An 18848-nucleotide genomic window follows, 5' to 3' on the forward strand; every position below is an offset into this window, starting at 1 on the left:
ATAAATGGCGGTTTCCACCGCCATTTATATTGGAAATATATCTTTTATAAATCAAAACATAAAGGTTATTCAACACCTATTATGAAAATCGAACAAATATTACTATTAATCATTTTTACATTTATCATAATTACAGGTTGCTATAACTACTTACCCCAAAACAATACAATTTTAAGGTCTAATTCAGACGCATCAGAATGCAAAATCATCAAGCATGAATTAGGAGAAAGTTGCATTCCTTTACAACCTGAGCGTATTATCGCATTAGATGAAACTTCTATGGAAGTGTTGTTAGCACTGGATTTAAAACCAATAGCAACAGCACAACCTAATATTGCAGGTAGTATCATACCAAAGTTTGGTAAAAAAGCGGAGGGTATAGTTTCTTTAGGCAAAGAAAGTCAGCCAAATATAGAAAAAATGGTACAGTTAAATCCAGATTTAATTTTGGGTTTTTCTATCAGCCAGGAAACATACCAGTTATTTTCACAAATAGCACCTACAGTCACTATTGATTACGTTCAAACTGGTTGGAAGGATGCTTTATCAAGCATTGCTGAAATCACAGGTAAAAGTACACAAGCACAAAAATTACTAGAGCAATATCAGCAGCGAGTTCAAGAATTACGCCAAGTTATTAATCATCAACTCAAAAAAACAACAGTTTCCGTTAGCCGATTTTATGCTGGTAATCAAGTTCCAGAGTTTCGCACCAAGTATTCATTCCCTGGAAGTCTACTGATGGAGTTAGGGATACCTCTACCAGAAATGCAAAATCAACTGATAACTAATAAAAATCAGCCTTTATTTTCAGTAAGTTTAGAGCGTTTAGAGTTATTAGATGCAGATGTTTTATTTGTAGCTTTAGACCCAGGTTCAGAAGAAAACTTTCAAAAATATCAAACTAGCCATTTATGGCAAAAGCTAAATGTCGTTAGAAATAACAGAGTGTATACCGTTGATTCAGGTCACTGGATATTTGGTAATATTCTGTCAGCTAATGCCATTTTAGATGACCTGTTTAAATACTTGATAAAAAATCATGTTACAACAAATAACTAACAAAGCAATATATGCAAGAATCTGACTGAGATTATATTCTTTGGCGTTGCATATTTATGGGTGATTTCTCTGACGCAGAGGAGGACACTTGCGTGGGCGGGTCTCCCGACTTGTTCGCTGACAGCGTTTCCGCAGGGTGCAAAGTGTCCGTCGCGCAGAGGCGCAGAGAGTAAGAGAATTTTTATAACACAATAAATTAAATCTATCTAGTATGCGTACTTTTATTATCGTTTGGCTTGGTCAATTAGTTTCTACTATCGGTAGTAACATGACCGGCTTTGCAATTGAAATTTGGGCATGGGAAATTACAGGTAAAGCCACAACTCTGACGCTGGTCGGTTTTTTTAGTTTGTTACCAAGTATTATTATTACTCCCATTAGCGGTGTAATTGTAGACCGATGTAACCGTAAACTTTTAATGATGGTGGGTGATACAGTTGCGGTTCTCAGCACAATTATAATTTTGTTGTTGCATATTACTAATAATCTACAAATTTGGCACTTTTATTTAACAGGTGCGATTGTTGGTACTTTTAATCAATTTCAATCTTTGGCATATTCATCATCAGTATCGCTGATGATTCCTAAAAAACTCTATACCCGCGCTAGTAGTCTAGAATTTTTGTCTGGTTACGGCAGCAATATAATCGCACCTGCATTGGCGGGATATCTTTACACAGTCATTGGTTTTTTAGGGATTTGGCTGATTGATATTTGTACTTTTGCTGTAGCGATTAGCAGTTTATTTTTAGTTAGTATTCCGCAACCACCGCGCACAACAACAAACGAAAGTGTAGTTAATATTTGGCAAGATTTAGGATTTGGTTGGTGTTATATTAGCACTCACAAAAGTTTACTAGCATTATTAGTAGTTAACTTATTATTTTGGCTACCCCATGACATTGGAGATTCCCTATACTCACCAATGATTTTGTCACGTACAGATAATAATACTGTAGTGCTAGGTAGTTTGGCTTCTGCAGCTGGTTTTGGTGGGGTAACAGGTGCGATAATTGTTAGCACTTGGGGCGGTTTTAGAAGGAAAATTAAAGGTGTTTTATGGGGGATGATGGGTGCTGGTATTAGTAAAATTGTTTTTGGTTTAGGTAGAACATCTTGGGTTTGGATTCTGGCTCAATTTTGTTCTTCTTTAAATTTCCCTTTAAATGGTAGTTCTGATAATGCTATTTGGTTAGCGAAAGTATCCCCCGATGTGCAAGGAAGAGTTTTTGCAGCGCGATCGCTACTTTTGCAGATCGGTTCTGCGGTAGGCTATTTAATAGCAGGGCCATTGGCAGATCAAGTTTTTACACCTGCCTTACAATCAGGTGGTGTTCTGGTTGGTCTTCTCGGAGGATTATTTGGAACTGGTACTGGTGCAGGAATTGCGCTGTTATATGTGATTTGTGCGGTGTGTATGTTGCTGGTTGGTTTCCTGGGTTTCTTTGTACCTGTGCTGCGAAATGTGGAAAAGATACTTCCAGACCATGATCAGGTGATTGTTTAGCGAAAATGCTCAATGGTAGTTTTAAGAGTCCTCAAGTATTTCGGTAAAATTGTTACAGAGTCTTAAGCTTACTATCTATTTACCACGGATTGAGATACATTTTTTACGAGTTTTTTATTTCTTTTAGTTTTATGATCAAAATATAATTAATTTTTGGAAATTAAATTAATAAAAACGATATTTGATTTAATACTTTTGCCTATCTTTTTTATAAAAAGTAGTGATTTATGACAGAAACACAACAACAAATCATTGATTTACGGGCATTAAACTTAACACCCAAACAAATAGCCCGAAAACTAGGTATTAAAGTATCAGACGTTAATGCAGCACTTAAAAATCAAGCAGAGCAAACCACATTAGATAGATTGGCAAAGGGGGAACTAGAACCCGTTTACAAGTGTTTAGCAAGCGATAATTTAGTCCATTTATTGCCTAAAGACTCATCAGATAATAGCATCAAAAACCTGCTGTCCAAAATTATACCTGCCAAGAACAAGGGGTCTATTGAGCGCGGTTTAGGACTAGTTGTTATTGCCAGAACTGCTCGGTACAATCAAATCGCAGTTTGCAGTTATCTTTTAGATGTCTGGTGCTTAGGGATTAAAGATGCCACAACACCGCGTACATTAGACAAAAGAGAATTTCAAGAATTTGCAGAACTACTATTCCAGCCATTTCCTGAAAAACCGCAAGAGGTTTCCCTGGAAGTCGCTCAAGGGATGATATTTAGTGCTTATGAATATGCACAAAGCTTAGGATTTCAACCACACAAAGACTTTGAAAAATCACGTTCACACATCGGAAATTGGGATGGAAGTATTCGTATTGAATGCGGTCGTGACGGAAAACCATGCTATGTTAGTGGCCCCTACGATAGCCCACAAAAAATTATAGAAACACTTAAACAAAGCAGAGGTGAAGGTAATTTTGATTTTCTGATTGGTTCAGAACCTATCGATAGTGATTTCTGGTAGATGCAATCAATTATAGTTGTTTTAGTAAATACTTAAATAAATCATCAACTATGGCATTAGCTGAGAGAATACTACCAAAAATCCAGTAACTAGAATCAACGCTATAAACTCGCTGATTCTGAACTACATTCAGAGTTTGCCAAAGACGAGTATTTTGATATTTCTGGAATAAATCCCTAGCACCAGGATCGACAGCCACAAATAAAACATCAGCATCAATTAAGTCTATCTTTTCTAAGCTGAGTGTTACTAAAATATCATCAGGAGTCTTAATTAATTGCCGTTGATGAACTGGCATAGAAATTCCTAACTCCGCCAAAATACTGCCAGGAAAAGAGTATTGAGAACGAAATGCAGGAAGTTTAGTACCACCGTGAAAACGACTCACAGAAACCTCTAGTTGATTGATTTCCTTCCCCAAAGCAGTGCGTAATTTTTCTAGGCGTTGTTGATATTCGGTTAATAATGTCTTGGCTGTTGCTGTTCTATTTACTATGTCAGCAAGACTTATCAAAGTTTCCTGCCATTGACTATGGACATTTTGTAATTTAACTGTAGGTGCTATTTGCGAAAATAAATCATAATTTACTGAATTAATACCATATGTACCAATAATTAAATCTGGATGTAGTTTCAGAGTTGTTTCTAAATTAAACTGATTTTCTTTTCCTATATAAGCTATACGTAAGGATTCAGGTGGTAGAGTATTGACAAAGGTAACACTTGAGGGAGAGTATCACAAATATGAACCAAAACCTGCCTCAAGAATTAGAGCGAGAAAGCTTGAACCAGTTGTCAAAGGAAGAACTGGTAGAGATAATTATTGAGCAGAGCAAGGTAATACGTGAGTTACAGAAAATTATCCTAGAACTAAAGCAAGAAATAGAGCGTTTAAAAGTCAGCAGAGATTTGGATAGTTCTAATTCATCGAAACCACCATCACAAGACATTCACAAAAAGAGCGAAAACAAAAAAGCTCCTCCTCAAGACCAATCAAACGAGCCGAAAAAGAAACCAGGTGGGCAGGCAGGACATCAAGGTAAGACTCGTAAGGGTTTTGGGAGAGTAGATCGTTCTGAAATTTTACGTCCTACAGATTGTGTCTGTTGTGGTCACAAAGCATTTGCTCCTTTTGCATTAAAAGTAGAAAAACACGTCGTAGCGCAATTAGTGGAACGTCCTATTGAAATAGTGGAGTATCAACGCCACACCTGCGTGTGTGAGAGTTGTGGCAATGTACAAGCTTCTCAGTGGCCAGAAGATATCATCCCAGGACAAGATTTAGGAATCTGTTTACAGGCATTTTTAGGGTGGGCAAATAATTACGCACATATGCCCTATGAAAAACAACAAGAAATGTTGTGGGAACTGGGACAGATTGAAATTGGGTTAGGAACTTTAGTCGCCACCAATGAACGAATTACCCAAGCAATAGAACCGACCGTTAGGGAGTTAAGTAGTTGGGTAAAACAGACACAACCTAACATTCATGTAGATGAAACACCTTGGTCTGTCAAGGGAGTGAAAGAATGGTTGTGGGTAGTTGCCAATTCTGATTTCTGCCTGTTTACTGCGGCTGATACTCGTTCTAGAGCCGAACTAGAAACAATTTTAGGAGCTAAATATACAGGGGTACTCAGCAGCGACGATTTTAGCGTTTACAATGGCTATCAAGCTGTAGCCCAGCAGAAATGTTTAGCACATCTACGCCGTCATTTCAAAAAATTAATTCAGCTTCCAGGTCTTCACAACCAAGCCATTGGCGAAACGTTTGTTGATTTAATTGATGAAGCTTTTAGACATTACGCCCTATGGTTTGAGACTCTTGACTGTGCTAGTTACAATGATTGGGTCAATCAATTCAAATCCAAATTGCAACAAACACTCGATTGTTGGATTAACTTAGCAGGGGCTACAGCAGGCAAGCTTTTACGTTCTTTGCGTGATAAAGCACATCAATGGTGGTATTTTCTTGACTACCCTGAAGTTCCCCCTGATAACAATCAGGCTGAACGTTCGCTACGTTTGGCTGTCACGAAACGCAAAGTTAGTGGTGGTTCACGTTCGATGGAGCGATTTCAAAACACTGCTAATTTGTTGACGGTGGTGCAGACTTGTCGCCGTCAAGGTAGGTCTGTAATTGATTTTTTTGCACAAGGTCTAATTGCTGACTCCAATAATACTCAGTCTCGCCCTTCTTTACTTCCGCAATATTAGACCTGAATCCTTACTGTAATCGTTTAATCCTACTTGCCTGGCTAGTTCTAGTAAGGAAGGGGGATTATCTAGATTTTGAGTTAAAATTTCTTTGGCATAATGAATTCTATCGATATCATCTCTTTTTAAAGCAGTGGCTTTTGTAGAACTATGTTCCCTGGTGGCTAATTGTTCTAGTTTTAAGGCAATTAACTCTAAACATTTACTTTCTAAATAAATTTTTTTGGTTAAACCTATAAAGGGACAATTGATAATTTGTTCAAGGGCAACTCGCATTTCTGGAGTAGTATGATCAATTTGAAAATATGGCTCTTGATTAGGTTCAATGAGTTTTTTAAGGATTTGCGGCGATATGGAATTTAAGCCACCTGTAATAAAACTGTGAAGTAATTCAGGGGATTCGAGATGTATATCAACCTTTAAAAGTCGTTGCTGCTGCAAAAATTCTGATTTGTTATTCTGGTAGACACCGCCACCTTGAAAAAAATTCTGTCCGGCATTAGTGTTATTCCAATAACCTAATAAATGAAATCCAAATTCTAGCCCACCGATAAAACTTTCTGGTGATGTTCTTTCTATGACTAAATCATGATGAAATTCAGCATCAATAATTAGTAAACTAATGCCCCGCAGTTCAATCCAACGTTCATAACCACTACCAAATTGTTTAGGACATAAATTAATAATATCAGATGGGTCTGACGGGTCTGGTTGTCTAGTGTTTTGATTGCGTTCTCTCCAAAATTCTTGGTAATCTGCCAGTGCAATAATATTCGCCATGCGCTACCCTACAAAACACCTAACACCAACTAATTGATAATGCTATAGATAAATTTTCTCAAATAGCTTTGAAAGTGAGTGTATCAGAGTGTAACAATCTTGTCTAGAGTTTAGGTAAGCAGCTAACAACTAATGCGACAGTGTAACTATCATTACCACCCTGAGAATGAGAAATTTTGGGGTGTTTTTGCAGAAACTCCTCATCAAATCTTGCTTATCCGCAAAAAGGAGACTTATACCCTTGCTTTAGGGCTGTTTTTACTTGTTTCTGATATTTCTATGGCTGCAAAGGTGTATATAAGTTATTGAATAAAGGATATGGCTTGGTATGTGACTTTAGAGAAAGTGAGGTTTTGAGAGTCTAACCATGTCTGGGCGATCGCTAACTGCCGACATGATAGATTTTACCTCACCAACCCAAGAAGGTAGGGAAGGAGACAACAGAGACACGGATTACCTAAGATCGCATTACCGCATTATTGATTAAAGAGCGATCGCCTCCACAAAATTCAGTTTCGTGACTAAACGATTAGTATTAGTTATCAAAAAATTGCGATTGGTAACGAAACTCTCTTGAATAATTATCAAAAACTCAGATTCGTAACCAAACAATTCGCATTCGTTACCAAAAGATTGGGATTGGTAACGAAACGAATTGCATTTGTTACCACAGACTTGGGATTGGTAACGAAACAATTTGCATTCGTAAATTTAGGAAATGCTTACCGTAACAGAATATTAGGAAACAGAGACGAGAATCTAGAACAGGCAATTTCTGCCTATACTGCGGCTCTGGAAGTATATACCCCTACAATCTAGTAGCGATCGCCACAATAGTAGACAAAGACACTTCCGCAAAATACTGCTGCTGAAATTGTTCTTCACTGACGGCGGCTAAAAATTGTGCAACAGCTACATCACCCTTATTTTCTGAGACAGTGTTGGGATGCCAACTAATTTGTAAATCACGGTCTTGTCTGGTGACAGTGAATCCCCAATATTTTAAAGCTTTGATTCCCAAAAGTAAGGCGCGATCGCTGATCTCCAGTTTCTCTAAAAGCTGTACACGGGTAACTGGTTGATGTGTTCGACTGAGATATTTAGCAATTCCAACTAGAGTCAGCCAAATTTCCATCGGTGGTTGATGGTTGGGTTTAGACCAAGCTAGGACTAATTGTTGATGATTATAGACGGAACGTCGCCACCATGCCCGTAAATCATCCCAATTAGTGGGACATTCTTCAATGATTAGGGACTGGGGACTGGGGACTGGGGACTGGGGACTGGGGAGGTTACGCCAGTCTAGAATATGTGTTGAGTTCTGGATTTTGAGTTCTGCGTCGGCGCTGGGACGGACGGCAATTAATCTGATTTCGTAGCGTTTTTTGTAGGTGTTATAGTCTAATTCTGCAATGCAATCACACCTACCTACAGGTAACTCATCTTTGTAGTGTCCCCACCAAATCCCCGGAAAGGGATTTTTGCTGGAGTCGTCGCGAATGTCAAAATCGGTTTTAATGTACTGTACCTTTTTCCCCTGGGAATCTTGTTGATTGCGATGCCAAGCATTCTCAAACCAGCAGTTTTGAATGAATAATTTTGGTACAGGGTTGCCCATACCACAAGGTTCTAGTAACTTCAGTTCTAAAAATAATTCTTTACCTAAATCTGCAACTGTGACAGTTATATCTGCTTGTACGGTGGGGCTGAGAGTTACACTACCCAGAGATTGCCGTAATTGCTGATTAATCGCATCTCTAAATAAAGGAATATTCTCTACTGGCAAACTCAAACCTGCTGCATAGGGATGTCCACCAAACCGATGTAACAAATAAGCTTGGTCTTTCACCAACTGGTATAAATCAACGGAATTGATTGAACGGGCAGAACCTCTAGCGAGGGGAGTCGGGGGGGAATGTTCATCAGTCCCCTCTGTGCTTAACAAAATCGTCGGACGGCCGGTTTCTTGGGCGACTTGTCCGGCGACTAAGCCTAAAACACCCGCCGGCCATTGGGAGTCTTCTAGGACAATGACGCTGGTGGTTGAAAGGTCTAATTGTGCGAGTTTTTGGGCTACTTGCGCTTGTACATCTTTTTGTAAAGATTTGCGGCGGGTGTTGGCTAGTTCTGTGACTTCCGCTAATTGATGGCAGCGTTTGATATCCCGACTGGTGAGTAATTCGACGCAGAAACTAGCATCGCCTTGGATGCGGCTAACGGCATTGATGCGTGGTCCTAAACCAAAGGAAATATCTGTGGGGCGATCGCCATTTTTCTGGCACAATTCCAATAATCGTCCTACTCCCGGCCTGCGCCTTGCGCCTGGTGGTTGTTGAAAATCGGCTTGCAGTCTTTGAATACCCAACTGTGCTAAATACCGACAATCACCACTCAGCTGTACTAAATCCGCAATTAACCCGACTGCGACTAAATCTAATAAATTCTCTAACGGTTCTTGCGGAACATCAGGTAAGGTTTGATAAAGAGCTTCCACTAACTTATAAGCCACCGCCACCCCAGACAAATGAAATAGCTGATGTTCTGGAGATAAATAACGCGGATTAATAATTGCTGTAACTGGTGGACGTTCAGCAGGTAAGGTGTGATGGTCTGTAACTATGACATCTATTCCTAACTTTTTGGCATAGATAATTTCATCAATATTTGTACTGCCAGTGTCACAAGTAACTATTAATTTACAATCTTGTTGAGCTAAATTATCAATTCCTGCCACATTCAATCCGTGGGATTCTTTGAGGCGATTCGGAATGTAATAAGTTAACTGTTGATGTTGAATAAAAAATTGCCCTAAACCATCCCACAGTACGGATGTAGAAGTGATACCATCAGCATCAAAATCTCCCCAAATGCTTATTTTTTCGCCAGTATTCTTTGCCTGTTGCAAGCGTTGCATTGCTAAGTGCATTTCTTGCCCAAACTCAAAAGGGCTAGCTGGTTGATATGATTTATGGTTAATAAAAGCTGTTAATTGCGATTTATCTTTAATTCCCCGTTGCCATAATAATTGGGCAGCAAATAAACCTGTTGATGCAGGTGTATACTGTTTTACTAATTGGATAAACCACTCCGGTGGTTGTTCGGTTGTTGTTAAAATCCACTGCATTAAATTAATTCAAAATAAATGAAAATGCTTATTAGCTATTAGGCAATAGGCAATAGGCAATAGGCAATAGGCAATAGTATTTATTTCTTCTCCCCCATCTCCCTTATCTTCCCTATCTTCCCCCACTCCCCACTCCCCATTCCCCACTCCCCACTCCCCAGTTAAATTGTTACTTCTTGAATATTGGCGATATTTGGTAAAGAATTTTGGGTTTTTATTTCTTCAGTTTTGGGAGTGCGATCGCACCTCACAACAAACTGACAATAATCACAGGCTTTACTACCTGTTGCTACTTGCGGAAATGGCTCATTTTGTTGATAACGTTCTAACCAAGTAGTTAATTGACTTAACAATTGATTCAGCTTTTTGGCTGTTTGTTGATGTTGAGTATGGCTATAAGTAAATGTAAGATTTTGCGATTTACCTTCAGATTGGACAAACCAGTAACTCATAGAAATATTTTCTGGTAAGTATGTGCTAGTTTCAGCTAATACATACATATAAAGGCGCGTTTGCCAGTTTTGCGCTAATGCGCGTTTATTTGGTGGTTTGGGATAAGTTTTCCAGTCCAGAATTTGAGCTTGTTGGGAATCAGCAATTAATAAGTCATAAATAACTGTCAGCAAATATTCTTGAACTTGTAAGGTACGGTAGTGTTCACTTTCACGGAAAGTTGAATTATCTGTGGCTGTTTTGAGAACCTCTGGCGCAGCATGAGTAAAAGCCGACATCCAACTTTGTAATTGGGTATCTGCTGCTAAAAGACTATCAATAGGTAAACCCATTTCCCGTTGCTGCATGAGCAAGTGAAAGCGACTACCTAAAGTTTGTCGTTCCTCATGTTCAGGATTTGCTGGTGAATTAAGCTGCTCCAAATATGTGTGCTGGAATTTACGGGGACAAGTCTCTAGTAAGTTGAGATGTCCTTGAGACAATCGTAATAGGTGAGAAGGTGTTGTCAGCATTCTCCTATTTTAAAAGCGATCGCAGTAAAAAACTCCACCCCTCGTCCCTTTGCGCTTACCTCAGCGTCCCTAATGCGTTAAAAACTCCCCTGTAAACATGAGAAAAGGGGAAAGAACGAATCTCACTTGTTGACTTCATCCTTTCCCCTTTTTATGTACCTGATGCTTATTTAATGTTAGCCCTTGCGTCCCTAACTGCGGCGACAAAAAATAATCCCGTGAGAGGAATACTCAACGCGAGGATAATCGAAGTTATTTGGACACCTAAATCTGGCTGTCCCGAACTTAATTCAAACACCGAACCAACAGCTGCGATCGCTGTTACACAAGAGCTTCCTAGAAAAAAACCACTTTTTGGAGTTAAATACACTACTAGACCACCCTACCCTACTGGTTTGACTGCTTGATACGAGAAGCCATTTTTAGATAACTCCTGTGCCAAAGTCAAGGAGTTGTCTACACGATCTACAAATACTACACCGTTGAGGTGATCCATTTCATGCTGAATACAGCGCCCCAGCAAATCAGTAGCTTTGAGTGTTTGCGGACGGCCATATTCATCTTTATAAGCCACTTCCACAACTGCGGGACGCTTCACATCCATATATACGCCAGGAATACTCAAACACCCTTCTTGAGCCATACAAATGTCGCGGCTGACTTGTTTGATGGTGGGGTTAATCAATATCAGTGGTGGATTAGCAGGGTTATCGGGTTCGCAATCAATAACGATTAATTGTTTATGAACTCCTACTTGGGGTGCAGCCAAACCTATGCCATCATTGCTGTACATAGTTTGTAGCATTTCGCGTATGAGTTGACGAATTTCATCGTCTACTTTGGTGATGCGTTTGGCAGGTTGACGCAGGACGCGATCGCCTAGATAGTGAAGTTTCAAAGGCGGATTTTTTAACTTTTTCTTCTCAACAGCAATTTCAGAAGGCATGACTCTCGACGGCTAGATTGTGAAAATTCCTACTAATTCAATTCTATCAATCTAGTTAGTAGTCCGTGGTTATTAGCCAACTTGACTCACTACTCAACATATTTTTTACTTCCATCCCATTCAAAACTCTTGCTGTCGAGTATAAAGAGTAGTGTTATGTGACACCAAACTAATTGGTGTACTGGCATTTATTTTAAATTTTTTATTGGGGTGATTTGTGCTTAAATTCCTTACCAAACTTGACTACCTGTTGAAAGAAAGCTTCCTTGGTTTACTGCGTGGCGGTTGGATGAATTGGGCTGCTGTCAGTACCGTCACAGTGTTACTATTCTTATTTGGCTTAAGTTTGCAAACCTCCTGGCAAGTCGAAAAACTGCTGAATCAATTTGGTAGCCAGTTAGAAGTTTCTGTATATCTGGATACTGATACACGCGCCCAAACTCTGGAAACATTTGTTGCACAAATGCCAGATGTAGTAAGTCTGCAAACTATTACCAAAGAGCAAGCTTGGACAAAATTAGTCAAAGAACTGGGGATTTCTGATATTGAGGGTGCAACACAACAGCTAGGGGAAAATCCCCTAGTTGATGAAATGAAAGTGAAAGCACGGAACCCTCAAGTTGTGCCGAATTTAGCTACACAACTAGCTAAATTGCAGGGAGTGGAAACTGTGCAGTACATTGATGAAGCGGTGAAACGGATTGCCCAATTGCACCGAGGGCTAAATTGGATTACTTTGACAATTACCATTATTTTGACATTAACTGCGATCGCGGTGACTACCACTACCATCCGTCTGATAGTGTTAGCACGTCGCCGGGAAATTGAAATTATGCAGCTAGTCGGTGCAACTGCGGCGTGGATTTATCTACCGTTTATTTTACAAGGTATTGCTTTTGGTTTACTTGGTGGTGCGATCGCCTGGAGTTTCATTTCTGTAATTCAGCAGTTTATCGGTAAGCTACTCACCAACCAACCCGAATTTATCCAATTTATCGCCAATGGCTTACAACTCACCCCTGCACAAATTCTACTTTTACCTTTAATTCTTTTAAGCTTTGGTGCAGGTGTAGGATTAATAGGAAGCTTATTTGCCGTTAAGCGTCTCATTAAGAGGGAGTAGGGAGTAGGGAGTGGGGAGTGGGGGAGCAGAGGAGCAGAGGAGAATAACTATTGCCTATTGCCTATTGCCTATTGCCTATTGCCTATTGCCTATTGCCTACTAACTAATGACTAAAATATGAACTCTCAATGGAAATATTTGCTGCAAAATCTTGGTGAATGGCAAGGTTCATTTACTCGATTGTCACCCCAAGGTGAACTTCTAGAAGATATCAAGAGTGTTGTTTCCTTGGAAGGGTTGAACAATAATCAAACTATCCGCCAGATTGTTCGCCGCCAAGGACAAGCAGATTTAGTTTTAGAATACAGTTCTTTAGGAAGAAACACTCTATTTTTTGAGAATGGCGCTTTTTCCCAAGGTTCTATCCAGCTTGCACCTTTTGCTGAGTTTGGTGCAGAACTCGGTTTGATTCACGAAAATCGCCGTTTACGTCTTGTCCAATTATTTGATAAAAACGGTCATTTAGATAAAATAACCTTAATTCGCGAACATTTAGCAGGTAATGAGCCAGTAGAAAATCCCCACTTACAGATAGATGACTTATTGGGAGAATGGCAAGGCGAAGCTACAACAATATATCCTGATTGGCGATCGCCTGATACTATCTCTACAAATCTCAAATTACAGCTTAATGATTATCACCGACTAACTCAGACAATTAATTATCCTGGATGCACCATTACATCCACAGCTACTATCAACGGTTCTACCATTCTCTTTGAGCAAGATCCGCAAAAGTCGGTACAAGTTTTACTACTACCTAATGGTGCTTCTGCTACTTTTCCCCTGAAAGTTCAGCTACGCCAATGCTTCATTTTAGAGATGGGTTGGTTAATTCAACCGAACTTGCGCCAACGCATACTTCGCAGTTACAACGATAAAGGTGAGTGGGTAAGTTTAACTTTAGTTACAGAACAGCGAGTCAAAACTTATTAACTTTATTTCCTGGCAAATCCGAAAAGTAGCAATCTGATTTTGTAGCTGAATCATACAAGCTTTTGGGACTTATTTATATGACTACAAAATCTTTCTCGAAAATCTTAGCTATAGTTACAGGCGCAGCTTCCATATTAACTGCTACTTTAGGAATCCCTAGCTCTGCACTAGCAGCGACAACAGAATTTAGCTGTAGTGCTAAAGATGTCTATGTAGAAGTTTCCCGTCTCAGAAACGGTACACTACGCTATGCAGCCTTCAATATACCTACTACCCTACAACGTCCTAGTCTCCTGCTTAACGGTGGCACAGTCAGACGTAATGAAAATGGAGAGTTAGTTTACAGATTTAGAAACAGAAACTATCTCTATGCTGCCATTAAAGATGAAGGTTACGGCAGAGTTTTAGTTTACAGAAATAATCGCCTAATCGCTACTAAATACTGTGGAGATGTTTAGTTGTAATTACACATTTAAATTGTCTTTAATCTGATTAACCCAGTTCTATTTGAATTGGGGTTTAAATTTTTATATATGGCATTTTCGTATTGAGTAATGTACCGGAAACATAAATAACCAAAGATAAACTATAGATTTAGCAGTGTGTATACACAATTTCACAAAAAAGCTGACTACCAACTGATACCAAGATACATCTGTACGTACCTTGTGCCAATGAAAGCAGAACATACCATAATTGCCTATACAATAAGGTAGGAAGGATTATAAATCAGACATCACTATGACAATCAAAGAAAAATTGCTAAAAGAAATTGAATCTACTTCAGATACTATTCTCGCTGAAACTCTAGACTTTTTACGCTTTCTCAAAACCAAAGAAACTGCAATAAATCTACAAGCAAAAAATGTAGAATCTGCTAACCATACAGCAGTACACTCCACAGGTAATTCACTCCTAAAACATTTAGAAACTATTGGTAAATGGGAAGGTGATGATTTAGAAGAGTGTCTACAGTCAGTTATTGCTAGTCGTGGTAAAGCCAAGTTTGATGACGATAACCCTTTTAAATAATGTACCTTTTAGATACAAATCACTGTAGTCTTGCCATTTTGGCTAATCCAAATGTACTGAGTCACCTTGCAGCGATTGAAAACAGTCTAGTTTCAACCTGTGTCATTGTACAAGGAGAACTTGTAGACATGGCAGAACGCTCTCAAAATATAGAAAATAACTTAGCCATCATTAATAATTTCATGAAGGGTATACAAATCCACAATATTGATGAATTCACTGCTACTATCTACGGTCAACTAAAAGCAGCTTTATTTAATAAATTTGCACCAAAAGAAAAAAACAAGCGGAGAAAAACAACAATTACTGATTTAGGGTTTGGTGAAAATGACATTTGGATCCCACATTCCGCACCCATAAGTATCACAGAGTGAAATAACGGAGAAGAAACATCGAAGTGAGAATAAAAACAGACATACTGAGTGTCAAAAGACATTTGAGTAACAATAAACCAGCAAAAATGGCATCAAAACCTATTCTCAATAAGTACCAATAAGAACTAAGGGAATAGGAAGGAGTGAGAGATAAATAAAAGAAGACGTTGAAGAGGAAAATGATAAATTAGACTCATAAAGCCTGCGAAAAACCTAAATTATTGGCAAAAAGAAAAGAGCTATGAATCAAAGAGATTAGCTCATGATATTGGAGAAATAAAATTAATAGAGAGAAGAGTTAGCTGGCTAATTGATAATAAATTAAACAATCATCAGGTAAAAGATTTAAGATAAAGTCTCTTTCGGGATTCCAATTAGAGATGTGTTTTTCATTCTTAAATTTAACTAAATGAATAGACTGAAAGCATTGAAAAATCCAGCGTAAAGTGGGGCGGTCAGTCGATTTACCTAACTGATTCTTAATTGTTGATTGAGATTTTCTGAGTGTAGTCCTGATTTGACGTTGAGCCAAGGTATAAACTAGCAGACATAAACCCATAATCATTGCCAATGACTCTATTCTCTCTGGACTTTTGAGGAAAATACTGTCGGCAAAAAATAATGGGTCTTTCAGGAAAGCAAATCCTCTTTCACAAGACTGCTGGGCTTTATATTCATTCAACATCGAGTCATTGCTAAGTTCATTTAAATCTAAAACATTAGTGGCAATAATGAAACGTCCTGCACCCAGAACTTCTGTGTTAATTTTACTTTCGTCCTGGGAAACTGTCGCTGATATTTGGTATGCTGTTTCTACTTGATTATCTTGATTTTTGAACTTGATTTCAGTAACTTGGCTCGACTGAATTTGATGGTATTTAAATTGTTTTGATAGTTTGGTTAATGCCTTGACAGCATCAACCTCACAAGCAAATTTATCTTTTGATAATTCTTTTAACTCAAGAACAGCTTTCGATTCAGCTTTCGTAATTTTTTGTGAAAGTTTACGCAGGTCTGATGCTTTTCGCTCTTGACTTTGCACTACCAACCATCTTTGCTCTATTCCTGCATAACTTACAATTTTTGCAGCAAATTTATATCCTGGTAAGTTACTATCAATAAATTCTGATGCTGCTAATGTTGATATTAATGATTGTGCTGCTTTAATGGTTAATGGCACTCGACATAACCAACGTAAATCCGACATTAATTTCAGATTTGATTCTGTGTATAAAGCCGAGTCTGCAACTATGAGACTATCAACTTCTAATTGTTTTTGATACTCTACTGCTATTTGACCAAAGCAGGATGAGTCAGCTTGATTTCCAGATGCTAATTTTAAAAATATTGGTATATCTCCATCTCCCGAACATATTAGTTCTATGATAAATTGTTTTAAGTCTGGTCTATGGTCACGGGAATAGCCATAGGTGATGGTAATCTCTTTTGGTGATTTTACTACTAATTCTTCTGATTCTTGGGTATTTCCTATTTGTTGATTCTCAAATATTACTTCTGGTAATCTGGTGTTGTACTGCCCATGTACGTGCATTGATGACGAATCTAAATGTGATGATGACAGAGATACACCAAATTTTTGGGCAGCTTTTAAGGCAATGATAGAAAATATTGTATCCAGTCCTTTGATAAATAGTTTATCCATGACTCTTCCCAGCTTATCGTCGTTGAGATATTCTGGTTTTACTCCTACTCCCATTAAATGCTCACAGGCTATTGTTTCAAAATATTTGGGAAACATATATAAAGGTTTGGATACAAATCCTAACCCATTCAATATCATGGCTTTGACAACATGACCTGAACTGATTTTTTCTCCTTTTTCAACTCCTATTAATTCATTGATTATTTCTACTAATCCTATCCTATCTATTATTCCTGCTACTATCCCTAGATGGTCTATGTTCTGAATTTCCATTTCTTGGGGTGGCAATTGCACAACAGATTTCTCCACAGCTTCTGTTGTGATTTTCTCATTTATCTTTTTATGAGCAATTAATTTTTTTCTCTGAACTTTTCTTTTCCTTTCTTTTATCTCTGCGGCAAAACTTCACTTTCTCACTCCCCCTGTCGATTTTAATGCAACTTATTCTCATTACCTCTCTTAGCAATTGAATTGACTTTAGTTCTTGTGTACTACTTTGCTGGCTTTGCTTGATGTGTGACAGTTAGGGTGCGGAAGGTGGGTTGGATAGCTGCTATTGCCATACAAAATCATCTCACTATCGTAACGGCTGATAGAGACTTTCAGCGAATGCAACAGGTAATAACTTTATCAATTGAATCTTGGATATAAATTCCTCTTTCCTCTACACTCTTACACCCCTAACCCCACTCACTACTGCCTTTTTCAAGTCACCCTAGACAAGAGTGCAACGTGTTACTAATGCCTGTTGCAGTAGAGTTTGATATTCTTCATCATTAACGCTATAAGCACCAAATCTTTCCAAGTGGGGATTCATCATTTGAGCGTCAAACAGCACAAATCCTTGCTGACGTAATTGTTCTACCAACTTCACCATCGCTACTTTAGAACCTTCAGGAATGCGGTAAAACATCGACTCACCAATAAAAGCACCACCAATAACAATTCCTAAAATTCCTCCAGCTAGTTTGTCACCTTGCCAAGTTTCAAAACTGTAAGCAAAACCAGCTTGGCGCAATAGCAAGTAAATCTCTTGTAATTCAGGGGAAATCCATGTGGTTTCTCGGTTCGCGCAACCTGCAACTACCGCCGGAAAATCACGATTAATCGCCACAGTAAAGCGTTCTTGATTCAAAACACGCCGTAATGAGGTAGGGTAGCGGAATTGCTCATCCAAAGGAATTAAAGTGCGATCGCGACTACTGTACCATCCCAGTCCGTCATCGTCATCAGCCATGAGAAAATAGCCTTGAGCATAACCCTGAACAATAGCAGCGATATCATATTGCATAAATAAAACTAAAGATAAAAAATATCAGAGGAACACAGTTTGATGCCATAAGTCATCCTCTGCACTCCTCTGTAACTTCCTGATAATTACTCTGGTTAACAAAGATGACACAACCAATACCACCTATCACTCTCCCACCATCTGAAAATCCTCACCTTGAAAGTGAATGGTTACAAGAGCGTTTGCTGCGGTGGCTTGATACAGAATTCATCCCAGAAGCAGTCAATCACAATATTGCTCAACGAGCAGCACAAATTTTCATGCGCCAAAGAATGGAAGGAGAGAACGATTTAGGTTCTCTGGTGATTGCCATTGTCACCGAGATGCAGGCGTTTGATTTTTCCAAAAGCTTTTATGGAGAGTTTGCGATCGCTAACGCCGTCAGCGATCTACTCTTAGAAAGTCTGGGTATAGACCGTTGTTGCGGTCAATAAAGTAAAGTCCATAGTCAAAAGTCCATCTTAATGACTAATGACTAATGACTAATGACTACCAGCTAGACTTAACAACTCCAGGCAACAGACCTTCGTGCGCCCATTCCCGCAAAACGTTCCGAGACAGTCCAAAATCACGGTACACGCCTCTAGGACGACCAGTTAACCAGCAACGGTTACGGCGACGAGAGGGCGCACTGTTACGGGGTAGTTGTTGGATTTGGCGGTGAATTTCTAGCTTATCGAGGGGAGACTCTGTTGTTCTAAACTCTTCTAACAGAGCTTCCCGCTTGGCAGCATACTTTTCAACCAACTTAGCGCGTTTTTTCTCGCGCTCAATCATACTCTTTTTTGCCATAAATTATCTTACAAACGTAAAGACAGCATTTTCCATTCTACCTTTAGGAAAGGCTGATC

19 protein-coding genes are annotated in these 18848 nt (G+C 38.9%); 10 read left to right on the forward strand and 9 right to left on the reverse strand.

The features are described from left to right. The first annotated feature begins 81 nt into the window (after positions 1-81). From NOS7524_RS10470 to NOS7524_RS10480, 3 genes are all read left to right on the forward strand, one after another. Positions 82-1062 carry an iron-siderophore ABC transporter substrate-binding protein gene (locus NOS7524_RS10470; RefSeq protein ID WP_015138456.1) on the forward strand — a complete coding sequence of 327 codons (981 nt, stop codon included), beginning with the start codon at positions 82-84 and terminating at the stop codon, positions 1060-1062. A 211-nt stretch (positions 1063-1273) separates the two neighbouring features. Further along, complete coding sequence (locus tag NOS7524_RS10475) at positions 1274-2569, forward strand: MFS transporter (protein ID WP_015138457.1); 1296 nt, start codon at positions 1274-1276, stop codon at positions 2567-2569. A 227-nt stretch (positions 2570-2796) separates the two neighbouring features. After that, positions 2797-3546 (forward strand): helix-turn-helix transcriptional regulator, encoded by a 750-nt coding sequence (locus tag NOS7524_RS10480; protein WP_015138458.1) that lies wholly within the window; start codon positions 2797-2799, stop codon positions 3544-3546. Positions 3547-3556: 10 nt separating this feature from the next. On the opposite strand, the gene NOS7524_RS10485 is transcribed toward NOS7524_RS10480, so the two are convergent. Then, entirely contained in the window at positions 3557-4228 is a 672-nt protein-coding gene (locus NOS7524_RS10485) for an iron-siderophore ABC transporter substrate-binding protein (RefSeq protein WP_083882594.1), read from the reverse strand. A gap of 62 nt (positions 4229-4290) precedes the next feature. Here NOS7524_RS10485 and tnpC point away from each other — a divergent pair, with 62 nt between their 5' ends. Then, positions 4291-5763: an IS66 family transposase gene (gene tnpC, locus NOS7524_RS10490; RefSeq protein WP_015138459.1), complete on the forward strand. Its 1473-nt coding sequence runs from the start codon at positions 4291-4293 to the stop codon at positions 5761-5763. Here the strand turns inward: tnpC and NOS7524_RS10495 are convergent. The 5 genes from NOS7524_RS10495 to def form a co-directional block, all read right to left on the reverse strand. Next, on the reverse strand, positions 5746-6543 hold the full coding sequence (locus tag NOS7524_RS10495) for a helix-turn-helix transcriptional regulator (RefSeq protein WP_015138460.1): 798 nt from the start codon (positions 6541-6543) through the stop codon (positions 5746-5748). The genes tnpC and NOS7524_RS10495 overlap by 18 nt on opposite strands. Positions 6544-7351: 808 nt before the next feature. After that, on the reverse strand, positions 7352-9667 hold the full coding sequence (gene recJ, locus NOS7524_RS10505; RefSeq protein WP_015138461.1) for a single-stranded-DNA-specific exonuclease RecJ: 2316 nt from the start codon (positions 9665-9667) through the stop codon (positions 7352-7354). A gap of 161 nt (positions 9668-9828) precedes the next feature. Then, a complete protein-coding gene (locus NOS7524_RS10510; protein ID WP_015138462.1) occupies positions 9829-10632 on the reverse strand; it encodes a PD-(D/E)XK nuclease family protein in 804 nt (267 codons plus the stop codon). Positions 10633-10798: 166 nt separating this feature from the next. After that, the gene (locus tag NOS7524_RS28510) at positions 10799-11002 is read right to left on the reverse strand and encodes a hypothetical protein (protein ID WP_015138463.1); all 204 of its coding nucleotides are present in this window, start codon (positions 11000-11002) and stop codon (positions 10799-10801) included. 12 nt (positions 11003-11014) lie between these two features. After that, on the reverse strand, positions 11015-11578 hold the full coding sequence (gene def / locus NOS7524_RS10515) for a peptide deformylase (RefSeq protein WP_015138464.1): 564 nt from the start codon (positions 11576-11578) through the stop codon (positions 11015-11017). 217 nt (positions 11579-11795) lie between these two features. Here def and NOS7524_RS10520 point away from each other — a divergent pair, with 217 nt between their 5' ends. The 5 genes from NOS7524_RS10520 (at position 11796) to NOS7524_RS10540 (ending at position 15043) form a co-directional block, all read left to right on the forward strand. Continuing rightward, on the forward strand, positions 11796-12701 hold the full coding sequence (locus NOS7524_RS10520) for a cell division protein FtsX (RefSeq protein ID WP_015138465.1): 906 nt from the start codon (positions 11796-11798) through the stop codon (positions 12699-12701). A 117-nt stretch (positions 12702-12818) separates the two neighbouring features. Beyond that, the gene (locus NOS7524_RS10525; protein WP_015138466.1) at positions 12819-13637 is read left to right on the forward strand and encodes a DUF3598 family protein; all 819 of its coding nucleotides are present in this window, start codon (positions 12819-12821) and stop codon (positions 13635-13637) included. 77 nt (positions 13638-13714) lie between these two features. Continuing rightward, complete coding sequence (locus NOS7524_RS10530; RefSeq protein ID WP_015138467.1) at positions 13715-14095, forward strand: hypothetical protein; 381 nt, start codon at positions 13715-13717, stop codon at positions 14093-14095. 283 nt (positions 14096-14378) lie between these two features. Then, positions 14379-14669: a hypothetical protein gene (locus NOS7524_RS10535; RefSeq protein WP_015138468.1), complete on the forward strand. Its 291-nt coding sequence runs from the start codon at positions 14379-14381 to the stop codon at positions 14667-14669. Between the two features lie 38 nt (positions 14670-14707). Further along, entirely contained in the window at positions 14708-15043 is a 336-nt protein-coding gene (locus tag NOS7524_RS10540) for a type II toxin-antitoxin system VapC family toxin (protein ID WP_235622419.1), read from the forward strand. Positions 15044-15341: 298 nt separating this feature from the next. Here the strand turns inward: NOS7524_RS10540 and NOS7524_RS10545 are convergent, their stop codons facing one another. After that, entirely contained in the window at positions 15342-16979 is a 1638-nt protein-coding gene (locus NOS7524_RS10545; protein ID WP_083882648.1) for an IS1634 family transposase, read from the reverse strand. Between the two features lie 442 nt (positions 16980-17421). Beyond that, complete coding sequence (gene aat, locus NOS7524_RS10550; RefSeq protein WP_015138471.1) at positions 17422-17997, reverse strand: leucyl/phenylalanyl-tRNA--protein transferase; 576 nt, start codon at positions 17995-17997, stop codon at positions 17422-17424. 104 nt (positions 17998-18101) lie between these two features. On the opposite strand from aat, the gene NOS7524_RS10555 reads away from it, so the two are divergent. Next, a complete protein-coding gene (locus NOS7524_RS10555) occupies positions 18102-18431 on the forward strand; it encodes a hypothetical protein (RefSeq protein WP_015138472.1) in 330 nt (109 codons plus the stop codon). A gap of 55 nt (positions 18432-18486) precedes the next feature. On the opposite strand, the gene rpsN is transcribed toward NOS7524_RS10555, so the two are convergent. Then, entirely contained in the window at positions 18487-18789 is a 303-nt protein-coding gene (gene rpsN, locus NOS7524_RS10560) for a 30S ribosomal protein S14 (RefSeq protein WP_015138473.1), read from the reverse strand. Positions 18790-18848: the final 59 nt, after the last annotated feature.

The sequence above is a fragment of the Nostoc sp. PCC 7524 genome (genome assembly GCF_000316645.1).
Taxonomy (GTDB): Bacteria; Cyanobacteriota; Cyanobacteriia; order Cyanobacteriales; family Nostocaceae; genus Trichormus.

Excerpts from the sequence above, each read along its gene's own strand:
- NOS7524_RS10470 (WP_015138456.1), top strand. The coding sequence starts at position 82 with ATGAAAATCGAACAAATATTACTATTAATCATTTTTACATTTATCATA.
- NOS7524_RS10475 (WP_015138457.1), top strand. The coding sequence starts at position 1,274 with ATGCGTACTTTTATTATCGTTTGGCTTGGTCAATTAGTTTCTACTATC.
- NOS7524_RS10480 (WP_015138458.1), top strand. The coding sequence starts at position 2,797 with ATGACAGAAACACAACAACAAATCATTGATTTACGGGCATTAAACTTA.
- tnpC (WP_015138459.1), top strand. The coding sequence starts at position 4,291 with ATGAACCAAAACCTGCCTCAAGAATTAGAGCGAGAAAGCTTGAACCAG.
- NOS7524_RS10495 (WP_015138460.1), bottom strand. The coding sequence starts at position 6,543 with ATGGCGAATATTATTGCACTGGCAGATTACCAAGAATTTTGGAGAGAA.
- recJ (WP_015138461.1), bottom strand. The coding sequence starts at position 9,667 with ATGCAGTGGATTTTAACAACAACCGAACAACCACCGGAGTGGTTTATC.
- NOS7524_RS10510 (WP_015138462.1), bottom strand. The coding sequence starts at position 10,632 with ATGCTGACAACACCTTCTCACCTATTACGATTGTCTCAAGGACATCTC.
- def (WP_015138464.1), bottom strand. The coding sequence starts at position 11,578 with ATGCCTTCTGAAATTGCTGTTGAGAAGAAAAAGTTAAAAAATCCGCCT.
- NOS7524_RS10525 (WP_015138466.1), top strand. The coding sequence starts at position 12,819 with ATGAACTCTCAATGGAAATATTTGCTGCAAAATCTTGGTGAATGGCAA.
- NOS7524_RS10530 (WP_015138467.1), top strand. The coding sequence starts at position 13,715 with ATGACTACAAAATCTTTCTCGAAAATCTTAGCTATAGTTACAGGCGCA.
- NOS7524_RS10535 (WP_015138468.1), top strand. The coding sequence starts at position 14,379 with ATGACAATCAAAGAAAAATTGCTAAAAGAAATTGAATCTACTTCAGAT.
- NOS7524_RS10545 (WP_083882648.1), bottom strand. The coding sequence starts at position 16,979 with ATGGAAATTCAGAACATAGACCATCTAGGGATAGTAGCAGGAATAATA.
- aat (WP_015138471.1), bottom strand. The coding sequence starts at position 17,997 with ATGCAATATGATATCGCTGCTATTGTTCAGGGTTATGCTCAAGGCTAT.
- NOS7524_RS10555 (WP_015138472.1), top strand. The coding sequence starts at position 18,102 with ATGACACAACCAATACCACCTATCACTCTCCCACCATCTGAAAATCCT.
- rpsN (WP_015138473.1), bottom strand. The coding sequence starts at position 18,789 with ATGGCAAAAAAGAGTATGATTGAGCGCGAGAAAAAACGCGCTAAGTTG.